The sequence below is a fragment of the uncultured Modestobacter sp. genome (genome assembly GCF_947486615.1).
In the GTDB taxonomy this organism is placed as follows: Bacteria; Actinomycetota; Actinomycetes; order Mycobacteriales; family Geodermatophilaceae; genus Modestobacter.
In genome coordinates, this window is record NZ_CANKUD010000002.1 from 205169 (window position 1) to 223364 (window position 18196).

Sequence of the window (18196 nt, forward strand, 5' to 3'; positions counted from 1 at the left end):
GGACGGCGACGCCCGTCCCCGCGCCGGCTCAGGTCGGGTAGAACGGCGCGCTGCCGCGCAGCGGCGGGGCGCCGCGGACCAGCGTGACCCAGTAGCCGCCGGCGAACTGCCACATCGTGTCGTCCGCGCTGACCAGCGGCTGGCGACCGGGTGCGGCCGCGAGCGCGGTGGGCTGGCCGGGCAGGCCGCTGTCGGTGACCTCGGTCAGCAGCCAGCCGTCCACGCCGACCGTGTACGGCACGGTGCGCCCGGTGCTCGGGTCGCCGGCCAGCAGCATCAGCAGCCCGGCGTTGCGCCAGGCCACGTCCACGATCTGGCGCACCGAGGGGGCGACCGACCGCAGGTCCCGCACGCTGACGACGTCCTCGTCGCGCACCACCGTGCCCACGTAGAGCTGCCCGCCCTGTGGCCCCTCGATCACCACCGCGGCCCGGACGCCGTCCGGGGACAGCTGGAACTCCGACGTCCGGCCGAGGCCGGACAGGGTGGTGGCGCTGACCGTCTGCGGGGCGCCACCGGAGGGCACCCGGATCACCTCGGTGCCGTTGCGCACGGTCCACACCTCCGCCCGGGGGGCGGCCGAGGTCGGGTCGGTGAAGCTCGCGCCGGTGAGCGCCGGCGCCAGCTCGCCGCCGTAGGGGCCGGCGAGGAGGGTCGCCAGCCCGCCGGCCGGAGCGGCAGAGACACCGACGGTCCAGTCCAGTGCGCCGGTGCGGGTGTCGACCGAGACCCCGGCCGCGGTCAGCCCGTAGGCCGCCTCGCCGGCCGGTCCCGGCGCGGGGGTGCCGTCGGCCGCCCGGTACAGCGCCCCGTCGACCAGGTAGTGCCCGACCGCGTCGGCCGGTGCGGCGTCGGGGTCCAGGGCGGCCCAGTCGCCGACCCCCTGCTCGCTCGGGACGTCGGACAGGCCGAGCTCCTGGCCGTCGCGGAGCACCACGACCGACTGGAAGCCGAGCTGCTCCAGCGACCAGACCAGCTGCCCCGAGGCGCCGATCAGCGTCGCGTCGGTGACGTCGGCGGGGAACGTCAGGTCGACGGTGGCGGTCTGCCCGGAGGTGCTCACGGTGCTGCGCAGCGCCGCGCCGGCGAGCGGGTTCGTCACCCCCGCGGCGATCGCCGGGGACGGTCCGGCGATCAGCCGCTCGACCAGCGCGTTCGGTTGCGCCTCGCCGTCGACCAGGTAGCGGGGGTCGGGCACGACGCGGGTGCCGGTCGGGTCGAGGAAGTAGGCGTCCACCGGCTCGTAGGTGCGGGCGAAGTCGGGCTCCAGGAGCAGCAGACCGTCCGGCGGGTCGGTGATGCGCCACTCGCCCGACTCGTCGCTGAGGGTGAAGTTGCGGACGAACACCTCACCACCGCCGACGGTGAACGAGCCACGCTCGTCGACGGTGCCCACCTCGTTGGCGGTCACCTCGACGATGCCCGGCTGGGTCTGCACCCGCGCGTAGTCACCGCTCAGCACGGTCACCCCGTCGCTGTCGCGCCAGGAGTCCGCGGCCTCCTCGGAGAGGTACTGGCGGGCGACCGGGTGGTTGCGGACCGAGCTGGCGCTGGCGTCGATGAAGCCCCGGACGACCTCCTCCGGCGTCGCGCCGGCCTCGGGGGGCAGTGGCTCGATCCCGACGGCGCCGTCGGTGGGGCCGGCGACCTGGGTGATCGGCACGGTCGGGGAACTGCTGGGCACGGTGCTGCACCCGCTCACCAGCACGGTCACCAGCGCGGCCAGAGCACCCAGCCGGCGGGCGCCCGGGCGGCGGGCACCCGGGCGGCGGGGGCACAGACGGGGGCTCACGACGGCGACTCGATCCGGCGCAGCAGCGAGGGGCGCAGCGGCAACGGCGAGCTGGTCAGCTCGGTGCCGGCGACCAGCGGCACGGTGAGCCGGAACTGGGCGCCCTGCCCCGGCTGACCCCACACCTGGAGCCAGCCACCGTGCAGCCGGGCGTCCTCCAGGCTGATCGACAGCCCCAGGCCGCTGCCGCCCACGGTGCGCACCCGCGAGGGGTCGGCCCGCCAGAACCGGTCGAACACGTGCTCGGCGTCGGCCGACGTCAGTCCGACGCCGTGGTCGCGGACGGTCATCGCAGCCGCGGTCGGGGAGGCGGCCAGGGTGATCTCGACCGGTTCGCCGCGGCCGTGCTCGATGGCGTTGCCCACCAGGTTGCGCAGCACCCGCTCCACCCGGCGTCCGTCCACCTCGGCGATCACCGGCACCGTGGGCACGCTCACCCGCAGTTCGCAGTCGTGCCGTTCGGCCAGCGCGGTCATGCCGTCGGCGACCCGCTCCACCAGCGGCCCCAGGTCCTGGGCCTCGGCCTCGAGCACCGCGGCCCCGGCGTCGTAGCGGCTGATCTCCAGCAGGTCCGACAGCAGCGCCTCGAACCGGTCGAGCTCGACCCGCAGCAGCTCTGCCGAGCGGGCCACCGCCGGGTCGAAGTCGCCGCGGGCCTCGTGCAGCACCTCGGCGGCCATCTGCACGGTGGTCAGCGGGGTGCGCAGCTCGTGCGAGACGTCGGAGGTGAACCGCTGCTGCAGCTGGGACAGGCCCTCCAGCTGGGTGATCTGCCGCTGCAGGCTGTCGGCCATCGCGTTGAAGCTGGTGGCCAGCCGGGCGAGGTCGTCGGCGCCGCGCACCACCAGCCGTTCCTCCAGGTGCCCCTGGGCGAGCCGCTGTGCGCCGCCGGCGGCGCGGCGCACGGGGTCGACCACCAGCCGGGTGACCAGCACACCGATGCCCACCACGAACAGCACCAGCGCCACGCCGCTGATCACCACGGTGCTGCGAATCAGCGACAGGCTCTCCTGCTCCTGGTCCAGCGGGAAGACGAAGTAGACCTCGACCCGGTCACCGCTGCGCCCGTCGGTCTGCACCGGCGCGCCCACCAGCAGGCTGGACATGGTCCGGCCGGCCGCGTCGGGCACCTGGGCGTAGCGGTAGGCCTGCACCCCTTCGGCGACCTGCGCCCGCAGGTCGGTGGGCATGTCGCGGTAGCTCAGCGAGGTGCGGGTGGACGCCGGGCGGACCTGGTCACCGGACCGGTAGACCATCACCACGTCGAAGTCGCCGGCCGCGCCGCCGCGGGACCGCAGACCCTGCACGGTGCGGTCCAGCGTCGTCCGGATGCTCGCCGAGTCGCCGGTGGCGATGCCACTGACCTCGGACTGGGCGTACTGGACGCCGGAGAGCGACTGGTCGACCGCGGCCTGCCGCTTCACCCCGAGCAGCTGGTCGCTGATCTGGCTGAACAGCACCAGGCTGACGATGACCACGACGACGCCGGCGACCAGCATGGTGATCGCGCCGACCCGCAGCTGGAGCGACGAACGCCAGGCCTGCGCCACCCGGCGGGCAGCCCGGCCGCCGGACACGAGCGCCCGGCGGCGGAGCCGGCGCACCCGGCGGCGGACGCCGGTGAGCAGGCCGCCGGCCGGCGGGCGCGCGGCGGGCCCGCCGTCCACGGGGGACGCCGGTGGGCCGGCCTGGCCGACCGGCGGCGTCCCGGTGGTGGTGCTCACCGTCGGGCGGGAGCCCAGCTGGCCGGGCCGGGACGGGACGGGGACGACGGGCCGCAGGTCACGGCGGGCCCGCCTTGTAGCCGACGCCGCGGACGGTGAGGACCACCTCGGGCTTCTCCGGGTCGCGCTCGACCTTGGCCCGCAGCCGCTGCACGTGCACGTTGACCAGCCGGGTGTCCGCAGCGTGCCGGTAGCCCCACACCTGCTCCAGCAGCAGCTCCCGGGTGAACACCTGGCGCGGCTTGCGGGCCAGGGCGACCAGCAGGTCGAACTCCAGCGGGGTGAGCGCGATCGGTGCACCGTCGCGGGTCACCTGGTGGGCCGGGACGTCGATCTGCACGTCGCCGATGGCGAGGCTCTCTGCCTGACCGGTCTCACCGCGGCGCAGCTGGGCCCGGACCCGCGCGACCAGCTCCACCGGCTTGAACGGCTTGGTGACGTAGTCGTCGGCGCCGGCCTCCAGCCCCTGGACGACGTCGATCGTGTCCCCCTTGGCGGTCAGCATGATCACCGGGACGGCCGACTGGGTGCGGATGTCGGCGCAGATCTGCAGGCCGTTGCGCCCGGGCAGCATCAGGTCCAGCAGCACCAGGTCGGGGCGCACCTGCTGGAAGGTCGCCACCGCCCGCGCCCCGTCGGAGACGAAGGCGGGTTCATAACCCTCCCGCCGCAGCACGATGCCCAGCATCTCGGCAAGGGCGGCGTCGTCGTCGACGACGAGGACACGGCCGCGGCTGGCCCCGGAGGTGGGTGCGGAAGGTGGCACGGGCCCCATTCTGCGTGACGCACGCCAGGAAGCGGTCCGCCCCGCCCGGGAACTTCCCCCGGGCGGGGCGGAACGTGCAGCTCAACCGTGGGCCGGCGGCTCGGCGCAACCAGCCACCCGGCCCCGTCCCGAGGCTCGTCCCGAGCGTGCGAGGGATGAGGAGGACGGGGTCCTTCGAGTGCTGGAGCGGCCTGGCCGCAGGGACCCGCGGCACGCGGAGCGTGCCGCGGGGGTCAGGCCCCCTTGCAGGGCCCCGCCGCGAGCTTGCTCGTGGCGGGGGGCAAGGGGGTCCTTTCAGTAGCGGTAGTGGTCGGACTTGTAGGGCCCCTCGACCGGGACACCGAGGTAGTCGGCCTGCACCTTGCTCAGCGTGGTCAGCTTCACCCCGAGGGCGTCCAGGTGGAGCCGGGCGACGTGCTCGTCCAGCTTCTTGGGGAGCACGGTGACGCCGGGGGTCTTGCCCTCGTAGGCGGCCTGGTTGGCCCACAGCTCGATCTGGGCGAGCGTCTGGTTGGAGAACGACGCGCTCATCACGAAGCTGGGGTGCCCGGTGGCGTTGCCCAGGTTCAGCAGCCGGCCCTCGGAGAGCACGATGATCGTGTGGCCGTCGGCGAACCGCCACTCGTCGACCTGCGGCTTGATCGCCGTCCGCACCACGCCCGGGGTGCGGGCCAGGCCGGCCATGTCGATCTCGTTGTCGAAGTGGCCGATGTTGCCGATGATCGCCTGGTGCTTGGTCGAGGCCAGCTGCTCGGCGGAGATGATGTCCTTGTTGCCGGTCGTGGTGATGATGATGTCGGCCTTGCCGATGACCTCGTCCAGCGTGGTCACCTCGTAGCCGTGCATCGCCGCCTGCAGGGCGTTGATCGGGTCGATCTCGGTGACGATGACCCGGGCGCCCTGGCCGCGCAGCGACTCCGCGCAGCCCTTGCCGACGTCGCCGTAGCCGCAGACGACGGCGACCTTGCCGCCGATCATCACGTCGGTGGCGCGGTTGAGGCCGTCGATGAGGGAGTGCCGGCAGCCGTAGAGGTTGTCGAACTTGCTCTTGGTGACCGAGTCGTTGACGTTGATCGCGGGGAAGAGCAGCCGGCCCTCGCGGGCGAGCTCGTACAGGCGCAGCACGCCCGTGGTGGTCTCCTCGGTCACGCCCTTGATCGCCGCACCGATCCGGGTCCAGCGCTGGGTGTCCTCGGTCAGGCTGGTGCGCAGCGCGTCGAGGATGACGCCGTACTCCTCGGAGTCGGCGTCCGTGGTGTCCGGGACGACGCCGTCGGCCTCGAAGCGGGTGCCCAGGTGCACCAGCAGCGTGGCGTCGCCGCCGTCGTCCAGCAGCATGTTCGGCCCGATCACCGTGCCGTCGGCGTCGGTGAACTCGAAGAGCCGCTGGGTGCACCACCAGTACTCCGGCAGCGTCTCGCCCTTCCAGGCGAAGACCGGGACGCCGGTGGGCTGCTCGGGGGTGCCGTCGCCGACGACGATCGCGGCCGCCGCGTGGTCCTGGGTGGAGAAGATGTTGCAGCTGACCCAGCGGACGTCGGCGCCGAGCGCGACCAGCGTCTCGATGAGGACCGCGGTCTGGATGGTCATGTGCAGCGAGCCGGCGATGCGGGCGCCGGCCAGCGGCTGCGCGTCGCCGTACTCCTCGCGGAGCGCCATCAGGCCGGGCATCTCGTGCTCGGCGAGGCTGATCTCCTTGCGCCCGAAGGTGTGCAGGGAGAGGTCGGCGACCTTGAAGTCGGCGTCGGTCAGTACGCGGGTGCCAGTGCTGGCGGTCATGTCGCTCCAGTGTCCGGCCCTGCCCCGGATGGGCGGGCGCTGTCGGTCGCTGTGTCCCCGGCGGTGCGCGGGGCGAGCGAGCATGCCGAGGCTTCGGCGGGGCTCGTGCCGGGTCCAGCCTAACGCCGTCGGTGGCGAGGCGGCCTCACCCGCGCGAGCGAGAGCCGGCGGGTTGCCGGTCGGCCCGCACGTCCCGCGCCCGGCCCGCTCGGCGAGGACTGCCGGTCAGCGCAGGGCGGTGGTGGTCCGGTAGAGGACGGCCGGCCCACGCGCGGTGATCGGCAGGCCGGCCGGCACGAACGCCGAGCCCCCCTGCTCCAGCACGACCTCCCGGTCGACCCCGGTCAGCACGGCTCGTCCCTCGGCGCAGAGCAGCAACTGGGGGCCGGCGGTGGTGAGCACGCCCGGGTCGACGTCGACCTGGCAGCGGGTGAGGTCGAAGTCATCGACCGGCGTGGGGTAGCGCAGGCCACCGGGCCCGAGGACCGGGTGGATGACCGGGACCTTGCCGTCGGTGAAGTCGAGCACCTCGATCAGCGCGGCCAGGTCGACGTGCTTGGCGGTCAGCCCGCCGCGCAGCACGTTGTCCGAGCTGGCCATCACCTCGACGCCGGCACCACTGAGGTAGGCGTGCAGGTTGCCGGCCGGCAGGAAGACCGCCTCTCCCGGCGCGAGCGTGAGGTGGTTGCACATCAGGGAGATGACCACCCCCGGGTCACCGGGGTAGGTCTCGGCCAGCGTCGCGGCCCAGCGGTAGGTGTTGATGAACTCGGGGTCGTGCGCGGCGACGAAGCTCGCCGCCCGCTCCGCCACCGCACGGACGAGCGACTCGCGGCGCCCGGTCGACAGCGCCAGCAGCTGCGGGATGGCCGCCCGGAGGCCGCCGCGGGCGAGCGCCGCGATGGTCGGCATCAGCTCCGGCAGCTGCAGCTTGGCCAGGCAGTGCAGCGACTCCTCCACCGGCCGGAACCCGCACAGCGCCTCCACCGGCGTGATCGCGCACAGGATCTCCGGCTTGTGGAACGGGTCCTTGAACGTGCGGGTGGGGTCGTCGTGCGGGATGCCGGCCGCCTCCTCCGCGGCGAAACCGACCTCGGCCTGGGCCGTCGTCGGGTGCGCCTGCAGCGACAGGGGCCGGTCCGCGGCGAGCACCTTCATCAGGAAGGGCAGCCGGTCTCCGAAGCGCTCGCGCACCTGGGGGCCCAGCAGCCCGGCGGGGTCGGCAGCGATCGCGGCGTCCAGCCCGCTGCCGTCCTCCAGCACGCTGGGCGCGTCGGGATGGGCTCCCATCCACAGCTCGGCGTAGGGCTCGTCGGCCGGCGAGGGCAGGCCGAGCATCTCGGGGATCACCGTGCGACTGCCCCAGGGGTAGTGCCGCACCGGGCTGGTGAGCTGCAACATCACGCCCGAGGCTACCGGTGAGGTGGTCACTCTCCTGCTGTCGGCCGCATCACTGCCGGGCACGACCTCTCACCGCGGGGGCTCACCCCACCGGGGCAGCTGCTGCGCCCGACCCAGATCAGGGGTGCAGTGCCCGCTCGTGGTCCAGGGCGAGCGCGAGGTACACGGCGCTGAAGTCGGCCACGGCCAGCTGCCGGGCGAGCCGGGCCAGCCGCGCGGACCGCTCGGCCCGCGCCTGGTCGGACCCGCCCTGCTCGGCGAGCGCACTGACCGGCACGTTGTGGGCGGCGGCGACGCGCAGCACCTCCTGCATCGCGTCCCCCGCCGACCGGGCCTCCCGCTCGCCCCCGTCGTGCTCGGCCGCGTCGGCGTCCCGGATGGTGAGCAGGCGCAGCCGCCGTCCGGGGTCGTCCGTCCGGTCCCGGAAGAAGTCGTCCGCCCCCTCCTCGGGGGCGAGCGGGCCGGCCAGGACGGTGCGGGCGGCGACCCGCTGGTCCGGCAGCCGGAAGCTGCTGACCGGGAGTCCGGCGAGGGTGGCGAGCTGGTCGGCGACCCGCCCGGCGGCGGCGCCGGCGAGCGGCCCCTCGGCGACGATGACCGGCAGGGCGTCCAGCAGCTCCAGGGCGAGGGTCTTCGCCGGGTTGACGAAGGACTCCCGCGCCGGCCCGCACTCCGCCGCCGTCTCGTCGAGTGCCGCGGCGACCAGCTCGGTGTCGGCGGCGTCGGCCGGCAGCAGCCCGAGGTCGGCGGCGAGCAGCAGCATCGGCGTGAGCAGCGACCAGAGGGCGGTGTGCCGCACCCGGGTCGCCGGCAGCGCGACGTAGGGCGCCCGCGCGTTGGCGCAGGCCGCGTGCAGCGGGGAGCCCTCGGCGCCGATGCCGACCAGCGCGACCCCGCGGCGGGCCGCCTCGTAGGCCGGCGTCACGGCGTACCGGCCCGAGCCGGTGCGGGTGGCCACCACGGCGACGTCCGACGGTCCCATCCAGACCGGCAGCTCCGGGCCCGGGACGACGTCGACGGTCACCGGGCTGGCCGGTCCGAGCAGCGCCCGCAGCACCGCGGCGGCCACGGCGCCCTCGCGGCGGGCGACCATGACGATGCCCCGGGGCCGGCCGCCGGAGGTCACCCGGTCCAGGCCGGTCTCCCGGGTCAGCCGCGCGGTCTCCCGCACCTGGGCGCCGGCGCCGGCGACGGCGGGCAGCAGCCCGCGGGGGTCGCGGGCACGCAGCAGGTCGAGGTCGGCGAGCACCTCCTCGGCCAGCTCCGGGGACGTCATGCCGGACGCTGCCGGGCCTCGTCCAGCAGCAGCACCGGGATGCCGTCGCGCACCGGGAAGGCGCGGTGGCAGGTCGGGCAGACGAGCTCGCTCGCCTCGACGTCCACGGTGAGGGACGTGTGGTGGGTGTCCGGGCAGGCCAGGATCGCCAGCAGCGCCGGGTCGATGCCCAGCGTCTGCTCCCCCGCCGACCCGCTCATGACCGCACCATCCCCAGCACCTCGTCGCGCACCGCGGCCATCGCGGCCACGTCCGGACCCTCGACGTTGAGCCGCAGCAGCGGCTCGGTGTTGCTGGCCCGCAGGTTGAACCAGGAGCCGTCGGGCAGGGAGACGGTCAGCCCGTCCAGGTCGTCGACGGTGACGCCGTCCCGCTGCTCGAAGCTCTCCTTGACCGCCGCCGTCCGGGCGGCCTGGTCGTCGACGGTGGAGTTGATCTCACCGGAGGCCGCGTAGCGGTCGTACCCGGCGGTGAGCTCGGACAGCGGCCGCGCCTGCTCGCCCAGCGCGGCGAGGACGTGCATGGCGGCGAGCATGCCGGTGTCGGCCCGCCAGAAGTCGCGGAAGTAGTAGTGCGCCGAGTGCTCCCCGCCGAAGACGGCGTCGGTGCGGGCCATCTCGGCCTTGATGAACGAGTGCCCCACCCGCGTCCGGACCGGGTCACCGCCGTGCTCCCGGACGATCTCCGGCACCGCGCGCGAGGTGATCAGGTTGTGGATGATCGTGGTGCCGCGGCCCTTGGCGAGCTCGCGCACGGCGACCAGCCCGGTGATCGCCGACGGGCTGACCGGCTCGCCCCGCTCGTCGATGATGAAGCAACGGTCGGCGTCGCCGTCGAAGGCCAGACCGATGTCCGCGCCGTGCTCACGCACGCCGGCCTGCAGGTCGACGAGGTTCGCCGGGTCCAGCGGGTTGGCCTCGTGGTTGGGGAACGAGCCGTCGAGCTCGAAGTACATCGGGACGATCTCCAGCGGCAGCCCGGAGAGGACCACCGGGACGGTGAAGCCGCCCATGCCGTTGCCGGCGTCGACGACCACCTTGAGCGGGCGGATGCCGGTGAGGTCGACCAGGCCGCGCAGGTGGGTGGCGTACTCGGCGACCAGGTCGCGGCTGCTGACCGTGCCCAGCGCCGCCGGCTCCCGCTCGAAGACCGCGGAGCCGTCGACCAGCTGCTCGGCCCACTCGCGGATCTGCACGAGCCCGGAGTCCTGCCCGATCGGGGCCGCCCCCGCCCGGCAGAGCTTGATGCCGTTGTACTGGGCCGGGTTGTGGCTGGCGGTGAACATGGCACCGGGCACGTCCAGGGCGCCGGCGGCGAAGTAGAGCATGTCGGTGGAGCCCAGCCCCGCCTCGATGACGTCGACGCCCCGGGAGAGGACGCCCTCGGCGAAGGCCCGGGAGAGCGGGACCGAGGAGTCGCGCATGTCGTGCGCGGTCGCGACCGCGGTCGCACCGCTCTCGGTGTGCACGAACTCGGCGAACGCCGCGCCGATGGCGCGGGCGACGTCCTCGTCCCACTGGTCGGGGACCAGACCCCGGACGTCGTAGGCCTTGATGATCGACGACAGGTCGGACAACAGCTCACCCTCGCGCTCGTGGTCCCGCAGTCCATCGACCGCGGCGGACCCGACCCTATAAGGGTGCGGCCGGCTGCACTCCCCGTGCGCGGAGCACCGACCTGCGGAAGAGGTGGGTCAGGAGAGGTCGGGCAGGACGCGCAGGTGGCCGCGACGGGTACCGCTGCCGTCGTCGGCCGGGTCACGCGGGGGCTCGGGCCGGGCCGCCTCGCGCACGGCGTCGGCCAGCGCGAGCAGGTCGTCACCGGTCGGGCCGGCGTCGTCGACGTCGATCTCGTGCCGGACGACCTCCCAGCCGCGCGGCACGGTCAGCCGGCCCGCGTGGAACTCGCACAGGTCGTAGCTGTGCGGCTCCGAGTACGTCGCCAGCGGGCCGACGACGGCCGTGGACTCCGCGTAGACGTAGGTCAGGGTCGCCGCGGCCGGCTGGGCACAGCCGCTGCGCGAACAGCGTCGTGACTGCCTCACCACCGGTTCCTCACGAGGGGCACAGTAACTCCGAAGCGGGCGACTGTGGAGCAGGCACACCGGTGACGCGCGGGTGGCGCCGCCCGCGGGAGCCGTCCGGGACCACCCCAGGTGCGTAGGCTCCAGCCGCGATGGACCGCCTCCCTGCCCGAGCCCGCCGCGACCGACACGGCCGCGGACTGCGCGGCCGCCTCGTCCCACCGACCGTGCCGCTGTCCCGCAGCCGCGCGGAGCAGTTCGACGACCTGGTGCTCGACGCCGTCGAGGACCTCGAGCGCCGCTGGGAGCGGGAGCTGGCCGGGGTGGAGTTCGCGGTCGAGGACGTGCCGTGGGTCGACCACACCAGCCCCGACGACGTGGTCCTGGACGCCGATGTGCTGGAGGACGGCAGCGTGCCGCTGGCCCGGGTGCTGCCCGCGCACCGGGAGGGCGGCCAGGAGCACCCGGCCCGCATCGTGGTCTACCGCCGTCCGCTGGAGGTCCGCGCCGCCGACCGCGACGACCTCGCCGACCTGGTCCGGGACGTCGTCGTCGACCAGGTGGCCGTGCTGCTGGGCCGGGACCCGGAGGAGATCGACCCCGGCTCGTAGCGGCACTGCTCTGCGGACCACCGGATGGGGCCCGCCCGGGGCCTTGCCATGCTGGGCGCCGAGATGAGCGAACCCGACGAGAAGCCGTCCGTCACCCGCGCGCTGGTCGCCGGGGCCGTCGTCCTGCTGGTCGTGCTGGGGCTGGGCCTGGCCGCCCTCGCGCTGCAGCCGCGCAGCGCGACGGCCGCGGCGAGCCTCACGGTCACCCCGCGCACCGACGCCGGCGCGGACGCCGCCGTCCTGCTCGCCGACCGCTACGCGGCGCTGGCGGACTCCGCGACCACCCTGCGGACCGCTCGGGAGAGCAGCCCGGAGCTGTCCGGCGTCACCCTGGACGAGCTGCAGGAGGGCACCGGCGTCGACCGGGCCGACCGGACGGCGGCGATCACCGTGCGGGTGACCCTGGCGGACCGGGACGCCGCCGTCGCGGCGGCCAACGCCGTCGTCGACGCCCTGGTGGAGCGGGGCGCGGACGAGGACCTGGTGGACGTCGGCCGGGGGGCGGAGGCAACCCCGGCACGGGTGTCGACCGCTCCCGATGCGATCCGCTGGGTCGCGGTGACCGCCCTGCTCGCCCTCGCCGCCGGGCTCGCGACCGCCGCGCTCGCCGCCGGGTCCGGGAGGCGGCCCGGCCGGGGGCCGGACCCGGCGGCGGCCGGGCTGCCACCGGCCTCGCCCGGAGTCGGTGCCGAGCCCACGGCCGAGGTGGTGGACGACCTCCCCGGGTTCCTGGAGAACCCGCCCGGGTCGGTGCCGGCACTGCCCGCGGCGGCACCGGGCCCGCCCGAGGCCCCCGAACCAGCTGCCACCGGGACGGGCTCGACGAGCTCGAGCGCACCCCTCTCGGCCGGCACGCCACCCGCGGGACGGGCCCGCGGTGCCACGCTCGGCGCGGCCCTCCTCCTGGTGCTCGCCGCGGTGACGGTCGCGATCACCGGCGGCGGCCCGGCCGGCGCACGCGGGGACGAGCGGGACAGCCGGCAGTCCCCCGGCCCGGACGGCGTGGCCGGGCCGACCGGGCCGGCCACGGGCGCCGCCGCCACGCTGCGCGCGCCCACGGAGCCGGCCGTCCCGGGGCTGGCCGCGACCGAGCCCACCGCCGCCGCGCCGGCCCAGGCGAGCGGGACCGCCGCCGCTGCGCTCGCGCTGACCTCGGTCCCGCTCGGCGAGGACGGCGTCGCGGCGAGCATCTCCGCCCAGGGGCTGCTGCTCGAGCAGCGGGCCGTGGGGCTCACGGTGACCTACCCGAGCCTGAGCGTCTCCACCGACGGCGACCGGTCGCTGGCCCACGTCCGGCTGCCCACGTTCAACTGCCTCACCGCGGAGCCGCCGGCCGACCCGGTCGCGGCCGGGTGCGCGCGCTCGCTGACCGAGTACGCCGACCTGGGCGGCCCGCAGCTGCAGCTCACCCGGGACGGCGACCGGATCGAGCTGGTCGGGCTCTTCCCCACCTACACCCGACCGAACGGCAGCGCGGCGGTCTACACCGGCCGGGCGTACCAGCTGGCCGCCACGATCGCCCCGGCCGGTCCCCGGCGGGACGGCAGTGCACCGGCGGCCGGGGTCGTCCGGATCGGCCTGGACAGCGCACCGACGACGGCCGACGGCGGGGTCAACCGGCTGCAGTTCCCCGGCTGAGATCGCGGGCACTGCCCGACCGGCCGAGCCGGCTCAGCCCGGCGGCGGCGGTCAGGCCGACCGAGGGTGACCCGAGCTCGCGCCGCAGCCCGCCCACGTCGCTGACGCCCCACCAGGGCCAGCGCTGCTCACCGGCCGGGCCCTGGTCCAGCAGGGTCAGCAGGACCGCCACGGGCCCACCTCCTCCGGGCACGACGGCCAGCTCGACCTCGCCGATCGCCGCGTGCAGCCGGACGACCGCCCGCACCGCCGCGCGCCGGCCGGCGGGGACACGGGCCAGGAGGTCGGGCAGCCGGCGCTCCACCTGCGCCGGGTCCCGGGTGCGGAGCACGGTGCCGACCGCGTCGAGCTCGTCGACCAGCAGGCGGCTGCGGGAGGTGGCCAGGGAGGAGTCGGGCATCAGCGCCGCGAGGTGCGCCACGATCGGGTCGCCCAGCGGGAGGCCGGCCAGCCGCAGGGTCCACGGGCCGCGGAGCCGGTCGAGCAGGTCGGCCACGCCCTCGGCCAGCAGCCGGGCCACCTCGTCGTCCCGGGCGTACAGCCGGGCGGCAGGCCGACCGTCCGGCAGCGGCGCGGCCTCGGGCTCGGCGCCCAGCAGGGTGACCGCGGTCGTCGCGCCACGACGCCGGTACGACAGCAGGGCCAGCCCGTCGGGCCGGCCCTGCGGGTCCCGCTGCACCACCACGGCGCGCGGGCGGACCCGGCACAGCGGACCGCCGGACTGCACGTTCAGCGCCGCGGTCAGCCACGGACCCCGGGCGGGAGCGGGGGCGGCCAGGTCGGCCATCAGCGGCGCGGCCGCGCGGACCTCCCGGACGACCCGGGCCCGACCGTCGGCGACGCGCGTCTGCACGACGGCCAGTCGACCACATCGGCGCCCGAGGTCGGCGGCCGGACCCAGCGAGGGGGTGGGGTCCGGCCCGCCGACGTCGGGGTCAGCGGGTCAGTGGTGCGGTGCTCGTCAGGTGGTGCCTCCGGCCCCTTCGCAGGGGCCCGCCACGAGCCTGCGAGTGGTGGGGGGCGAAGGGGTCCTTCGTCAGCCGGCGCGGCGACGCAGCCGGCGGCGCTCACGCTCGGACAGGCCGCCCCAGATGCCGAAGCGCTCGTCGTTGCCCAGCGCGTACTCCAGGCACTCGGCGCGGACCTCGCAGCCGGTGCAGATCTTCTTGGCCTCCCGGGTCGAGCCGCCCTTCTCCGGGAAGAACGCCTCCGGGTCGGTCTCGGCGCACAGGGCGCGCTCCTGCCAGCCCTGGTCCTCGCCGTCCAGGCCCGGGAGGCCGGCGTCGAAGACCCCGGCCATGCCCAGCACGTCCGACCCGGAGGAGGCCGTCCCGGACCCTGCTGCTGCGCTCTTGTACTCGCTCAACCACGACACCTCGGCCATCACGTTGCGTCCCCTCGCTCCGTCACGGCGCGTGCCCTCCGGGCGGTTCCCGGGTCGTCAGCGCCTGATGACAACGTCGGAATTACACGCGTGTCGTTGAGTCGAGGTCAAGTCGAGCTCGTGTATCGCGGAGTCACAGGGGTCACACCAGTCACAACTTGTGCTGAAGTGGTCACCGGACCCCTCGACACGCCGCACCCGTCCACAGGAACTGCCATCGGGACGAAGGTGTTTCGTGCACATCGAGAGCGGCCCTCCCGAGTGCCCGGTGCACATCTGACGACGTGCACCATGGTCGCGTGCACATCGTCGTACTCGCCGGAGGCGTCGGCGGCGCCCGCTTCCTGACCGGCGTGCTCGCCGCGGCGTCCGGCGCCGAGGTGACCGCGGTGGTCAACACCGGCGACGACGTGACCATGCACGGGCTGCGCATCTGCCCCGACCTGGACACCGTGATGTACACGCTCGGTGACGGGATCGACGAGGAGCGCGGGTGGGGCCGCCGCGGCGAGAGCTGGGTCGTCAAGGAGGAGCTCGCCACCTACGGCGCCGAGCCCACCTGGTTCGGCCTCGGCGACCGGGACCTCGCCACGCACCTGGTGCGCACCCGGATGCTGGACGCCGGCTACCCGCTGTCCGACGTCACCGCGGCGCTGGCCCAGCGGTGGCAGCCCGGCGTGCGGCTGCTGCCGATGAGCGACCAGCGGGTGGAGACCCACGTCGTGGTCGACGACCCGGAGACCGGGCGGCCGCGGGCCCTGCACTTCCAGGAGTGGTGGGTGCGGCACCGGGCCGCGCTGGACGCCCGCAGCTTCGTCCAGGTCGGGGTGGATGACGCCCGCCCCGGCCCCGGGGTCGTCGAGGCGCTCCGCAGCGCCGACGCGGTGCTGTTCGCGCCGTCGAACCCGGTGGTCTCGATCGGCACCGTGCTCGGGGTCCCCGGGATCCGCGACGCCGTCCGGGCGGCCACCGGTCGGGTGGTCGGGGTCTCCCCCATCGTCGACGGCGCCGCGCTGCGCGGCATGGCCGACCGCTGCCTGCCGGTCGTCGGCGTCGAGGTGAGCGCGCAGGGCGTCGGCCGGCACTACGGGGCCCGCGCCGACGGCGGCCTGCTCGACGCCTGGCTGGTGCACACCGGTGACGCGGCCAGCGTGCCCGGCGTCGACGTCCGGGCCGTCCCGCTGCTGATGAGCTCGCCCGCGGCGACCCGGGAACTGGCCCGCGCGGCGCTGGACGCCGCCGGCATCGCTCCGTGACCGACGCCGGCCCCCCGCCGGGGATCTCCGTGCACCCGGTCCCCGACCTGCCGGAGTTCGTGCCCGGCGACGACCTGGCCGCCGCGATCGCCGGCGCCGCACCCTGGCTGGCCGACGACGACGTCGTGGTGGTCACCTCCAAGGCGGTCTCGAAGGTGGAGGGCAACCTGGTCCGGGTCGAGCCCGGCACCGACCGGGAGTCGGCGCGGCAGCGGGCCATCGACGCCGAGACCGTGCGCGTGGTCGCCCGCCGTGGTCCGCTGAAGATCGTCGAGACCCGGCACGGCTGGGTGGTCGCCGCCGCAGGCATCGACGCCTCGAACGTCGCGGCCGATGCCCTGGTGCTGTTGCCGGCCGACGCCGACGAGTCCGCGCGGCGGCTCCGCGGCCGGCTCCGGGAGCTGCTCGGGGTGGACGTCGCCGTCGTGGTGAGCGACACGTTCGGGCGCCCCTGGCGGGACGGCGTCACCGACGTGGCCATCGGGTCGGCGGGGCTGCCGGCGCTGGTCGACCACCGCGGCGCGGTCGACCCGCACGGCAACCGGCTGGAGACCACCCAGGTAGCGGTGGTGGACGAGCTCGCCGCCGCCGGCGACCTGGTGAAGGGCAAGCTGTCCGGCGTCCCGGTGGCCGTCGTCCGCGGGCTGCGGTTCGCCGCGCCCGACCCCGATGACGGCACCCGCCCGCTGGTGCGCCTGGGCTCCGGTGACCTGTTCGCCACCGGCACCCGCGACCTGGTCGCCGGCCGCCGCCCCGCGGCCGCGCTGACCCACCGGGACGGCGCCCTGGCTGTGGTCACCGAGGCCTTCCGCACCGCGGTGGCCGCCCTGCCCGAGTTCCCGGTCGTCTTCCGCTACGGCAGCGACTCCGACGACGGCGACGTCGTCGACGTCCACCTGGCCGACCCGATCACCCCGGTCACCTCCCTCGCCCTCGGCGCGGTCGTCGGCGCGACCCTGATCCAGCTGCAGGCCGAGGGCTGGGCCACCCGGTGGGAGCCGGCGGTCACGCTAGGCGGCAACTCACTCGCCGGGAGGCTGCGGGTGGGCAACCAGGTGGTCGAGACGGTAAGCCGCCCGCCCGGCCACTGAGACACGTACCGACCGGCGCCCCACCGCCGAGCTGGTCGGCTGGCCTCCTTGGTGGCGGCTAGCGCCCCCCGGTGAGCACAGCCGGACGCTCCACCGTGACCGGACGGGGTGATGGGAGCCGCCGTTCCGCCGACCGCGGTCGAGGCATCGGCCGGACGCCGACGGGCTCCAGGGACGGCACCGCTGGCCGAGGGGGCACCGGCGGCAGTTCCCTGCCGGGGCGCAGCGGAACGGCACTCGTGTCGAGCGGCGGGCCAGGGGGTGTCCGCTGCGGCGCGGCGGCCCCGGCCACAGCCAGCGGGCCAGCGAGCCCAGCCGCGGGCAGCGATGCTCGCCTGCCGTTCAGCAGGCGATCAGCGGGCTTTTCGACGGCCACGTGCAGCAGCCAGGCACCGAACAGCGACACGACCACGATGAGCGCGAACACCTTGAGGCTCCGCATCCCGGTCGATGCGGCCAGCCACGGGGCTCCGGCCTCGGCGGCGAAGACCCGGATCACCAACTGATGAACCAGGTAGAAGCAGAACGAGATGTTGCCCAGGAAGACCAGCGACCGGGACGACCAGAGCGTGGTCCCAGGCGCAACGACGTCCCGACCGGCGTAAGCGAGGATCAGCAGACAGAACGGGACGACGGTCACGGCCACCATGGCGAAGCTCGCCGGCACCGCCGAGGCCAGCACCCAGGCCAACCCCAGGCTCGCCCACGCGAGCGCCACCGGTACCCGGGGAAGAGCGCCGGACCGGAAGAGGGTGACCAGCGCGATGCCGAGGACGAATTCCATCATCCGCACGACCGGGCAGATGTAGAGCAGCCACACGGCCGGCTCGGCGGGGAGGACGTATCCCCCGGCCAGGCTGATACCCCCGCGCAGGAGCAACCCGAAGGTCAGTATCCCGCCCAGCAGCACGCCGGCGAGCACTGCGGCCTGACCGGCCCGAAGCCGCAGCACGCGGGAGGCGTAGAGCGGGAAGGTCAGGTAGAAGAACGCCTCGCAGGACAATGACCAGCCGACCAGGTTGGTGGAGAAGTACCAGTCCTTCGCCGGGATCCACGCCTGCGCCATGGTCAGGTTCGCCAGCAGTCGGCCGACCGACACGACCCGGTGGTCGAACCAGAGGCTGACGGCCGCGCCCGCGATCGCGGCCACCGCATAGGCCGGCCAGATCCGGCTGAACCGTCGGCGGTAGAAGGCGCCGGCGCGGTCACCAGGACGCATGGACCAGGCTAGGACGAAGCCTGAGAGCAGGAAGAAGAACGAGACCCCGGCCCGGCCGTGACCGAAGACGACCAGCAGCGCCTCCCGCAGGGTGCCCGCAGTCAGATCGAAGCTGTGGTGCAGGAAGACGACCGCAGCAGCGAAGAAGCGCAGCCCGGTCAACGAATCGAGGCGCCCCGCGCCGTGGCCCGACGAGACGGACTGGACCGTCCGTGCACTGCTGGGTCGATACCGGT

General features: G+C 74.9%; 16 protein-coding genes. 4 read left to right on the forward strand and 12 right to left on the reverse strand.

Going from position 1 to position 18196, the window contains the following annotated elements; all coding sequences use genetic code 11:
- Window positions 1-28 precede the first annotated feature (28 nt).
- From Q1A09_RS04300 to Q1A09_RS04340, 9 genes are all read right to left on the reverse strand, one after another.
- Window positions 29-1792: an LpqB family beta-propeller domain-containing protein gene (locus Q1A09_RS04300; protein ID WP_299952247.1), complete on the reverse strand. Its 1764-nt coding sequence runs from the start codon at window positions 1790-1792 to the stop codon at window positions 29-31.
- The gene (gene mtrB, locus Q1A09_RS04305; RefSeq protein ID WP_299952248.1) at window positions 1789-3516 is read right to left on the reverse strand and encodes an MtrAB system histidine kinase MtrB; all 1728 of its coding nucleotides are present in this window, start codon (window positions 3514-3516) and stop codon (window positions 1789-1791) included. The genes Q1A09_RS04300 and mtrB overlap by 4 nt, the downstream gene beginning before the upstream one ends.
- Window positions 3517-3574: 58 nt before the next feature.
- On the reverse strand, window positions 3575-4291 hold the full coding sequence (gene mtrA, locus Q1A09_RS04310; protein WP_299952249.1) for an MtrAB system response regulator MtrA: 717 nt from the start codon (window positions 4289-4291) through the stop codon (window positions 3575-3577).
- Between the two features lie 285 nt (window positions 4292-4576).
- Window positions 4577-6061 carry an adenosylhomocysteinase gene (ahcY, locus tag Q1A09_RS04315; RefSeq protein WP_299952250.1) on the reverse strand — a complete coding sequence of 495 codons (1485 nt, stop codon included), beginning with the start codon at window positions 6059-6061 and terminating at the stop codon, window positions 4577-4579.
- A gap of 225 nt (window positions 6062-6286) precedes the next feature.
- Window positions 6287-7462 (reverse strand): mannose-6-phosphate isomerase, class I, encoded by a 1176-nt coding sequence (gene manA / locus Q1A09_RS04320; RefSeq protein ID WP_299952251.1) that lies wholly within the window; start codon window positions 7460-7462, stop codon window positions 6287-6289.
- A 118-nt stretch (window positions 7463-7580) separates the two neighbouring features.
- Window positions 7581-8738 carry an SIS domain-containing protein gene (locus tag Q1A09_RS04325; protein WP_299952252.1) on the reverse strand — a complete coding sequence of 386 codons (1158 nt, stop codon included), beginning with the start codon at window positions 8736-8738 and terminating at the stop codon, window positions 7581-7583.
- On the reverse strand, window positions 8735-8938 hold the full coding sequence (locus Q1A09_RS04330; protein WP_299952253.1) for a Trm112 family protein: 204 nt from the start codon (window positions 8936-8938) through the stop codon (window positions 8735-8737). The genes Q1A09_RS04325 and Q1A09_RS04330 overlap by 4 nt, the downstream gene beginning before the upstream one ends.
- Window positions 8935-10314: a phosphomannomutase/phosphoglucomutase gene (locus tag Q1A09_RS04335; RefSeq protein ID WP_299952254.1), complete on the reverse strand. Its 1380-nt coding sequence runs from the start codon at window positions 10312-10314 to the stop codon at window positions 8935-8937. The genes Q1A09_RS04330 and Q1A09_RS04335 overlap by 4 nt, the downstream gene beginning before the upstream one ends.
- Before the next feature lie 117 nt (window positions 10315-10431).
- The gene (locus Q1A09_RS04340; RefSeq protein ID WP_299952255.1) at window positions 10432-10782 is read right to left on the reverse strand and encodes a DUF3499 domain-containing protein; all 351 of its coding nucleotides are present in this window, start codon (window positions 10780-10782) and stop codon (window positions 10432-10434) included.
- Window positions 10783-10913: 131 nt separating this feature from the next.
- Here Q1A09_RS04340 and Q1A09_RS04345 point away from each other — a divergent pair, with 131 nt between their 5' ends.
- Window positions 10914-11372, forward strand: a complete 459-nt coding sequence (locus tag Q1A09_RS04345; protein WP_299952256.1) for a metallopeptidase family protein — start codon at window positions 10914-10916, stop codon at window positions 11370-11372.
- Window positions 11373-11435: 63 nt separating this feature from the next.
- Window positions 11436-13010: a hypothetical protein gene (locus Q1A09_RS04350; RefSeq protein WP_299952257.1), complete on the forward strand. Its 1575-nt coding sequence runs from the start codon at window positions 11436-11438 to the stop codon at window positions 13008-13010.
- On the opposite strand, the gene Q1A09_RS04355 is transcribed toward Q1A09_RS04350, so the two are convergent.
- Together Q1A09_RS04355 and Q1A09_RS04360 are read right to left on the reverse strand one after the other, a co-directional pair.
- Window positions 12985-13863 (reverse strand): hypothetical protein, encoded by an 879-nt coding sequence (locus Q1A09_RS04355; RefSeq protein WP_299952258.1) that lies wholly within the window; start codon window positions 13861-13863, stop codon window positions 12985-12987. The two genes, Q1A09_RS04350 and Q1A09_RS04355, sit on opposite strands and share 26 nt — an antisense overlap.
- A gap of 183 nt (window positions 13864-14046) precedes the next feature.
- A complete protein-coding gene (locus Q1A09_RS04360; RefSeq protein WP_222194317.1) occupies window positions 14047-14310 on the reverse strand; it encodes a WhiB family transcriptional regulator in 264 nt (87 codons plus the stop codon).
- 383 nt (window positions 14311-14693) lie between these two features.
- On the opposite strand from Q1A09_RS04360, the gene cofD reads away from it, so the two are divergent.
- On the forward strand, window positions 14694-15650 hold the full coding sequence (cofD, locus tag Q1A09_RS04365; protein ID WP_299952259.1) for a 2-phospho-L-lactate transferase: 957 nt from the start codon (window positions 14694-14696) through the stop codon (window positions 15648-15650).
- Window positions 15647-16741, forward strand: a complete 1095-nt coding sequence (locus Q1A09_RS04370; protein WP_299952260.1) for a coenzyme F420-0:L-glutamate ligase — start codon at window positions 15647-15649, stop codon at window positions 16739-16741. Before cofD ends, Q1A09_RS04370 begins: the two co-directional genes overlap by 4 nt.
- Window positions 16742-16799: 58 nt before the next feature.
- Here Q1A09_RS04370 and Q1A09_RS04375 read toward each other — a convergent pair whose 3' ends face one another.
- Window positions 16800-18122 (reverse strand): acyltransferase, encoded by a 1323-nt coding sequence (locus tag Q1A09_RS04375; protein ID WP_299952261.1) that lies wholly within the window; start codon window positions 18120-18122, stop codon window positions 16800-16802.
- Window positions 18123-18196 lie beyond the last annotated feature (74 nt).

Excerpts from the sequence above, each read along its gene's own strand:
- mtrA (WP_299952249.1), bottom strand. The coding sequence starts at position 4,291 with ATGGGGCCCGTGCCACCTTCCGCACCCACCTCCGGGGCCAGCCGCGGC.
- ahcY (WP_299952250.1), bottom strand. The coding sequence starts at position 6,061 with ATGACCGCCAGCACTGGCACCCGCGTACTGACCGACGCCGACTTCAAG.
- manA (WP_299952251.1), bottom strand. The coding sequence starts at position 7,462 with ATGTTGCAGCTCACCAGCCCGGTGCGGCACTACCCCTGGGGCAGTCGC.
- Q1A09_RS04325 (WP_299952252.1), bottom strand. The coding sequence starts at position 8,738 with ATGACGTCCCCGGAGCTGGCCGAGGAGGTGCTCGCCGACCTCGACCTG.
- Q1A09_RS04330 (WP_299952253.1), bottom strand. The coding sequence starts at position 8,938 with ATGAGCGGGTCGGCGGGGGAGCAGACGCTGGGCATCGACCCGGCGCTG.
- Q1A09_RS04345 (WP_299952256.1), top strand. The coding sequence starts at position 10,914 with ATGGACCGCCTCCCTGCCCGAGCCCGCCGCGACCGACACGGCCGCGGA.
- Q1A09_RS04350 (WP_299952257.1), top strand. The coding sequence starts at position 11,436 with ATGAGCGAACCCGACGAGAAGCCGTCCGTCACCCGCGCGCTGGTCGCC.
- Q1A09_RS04360 (WP_222194317.1), bottom strand. The coding sequence starts at position 14,310 with ATGGCCGGGGTCTTCGACGCCGGCCTCCCGGGCCTGGACGGCGAGGAC.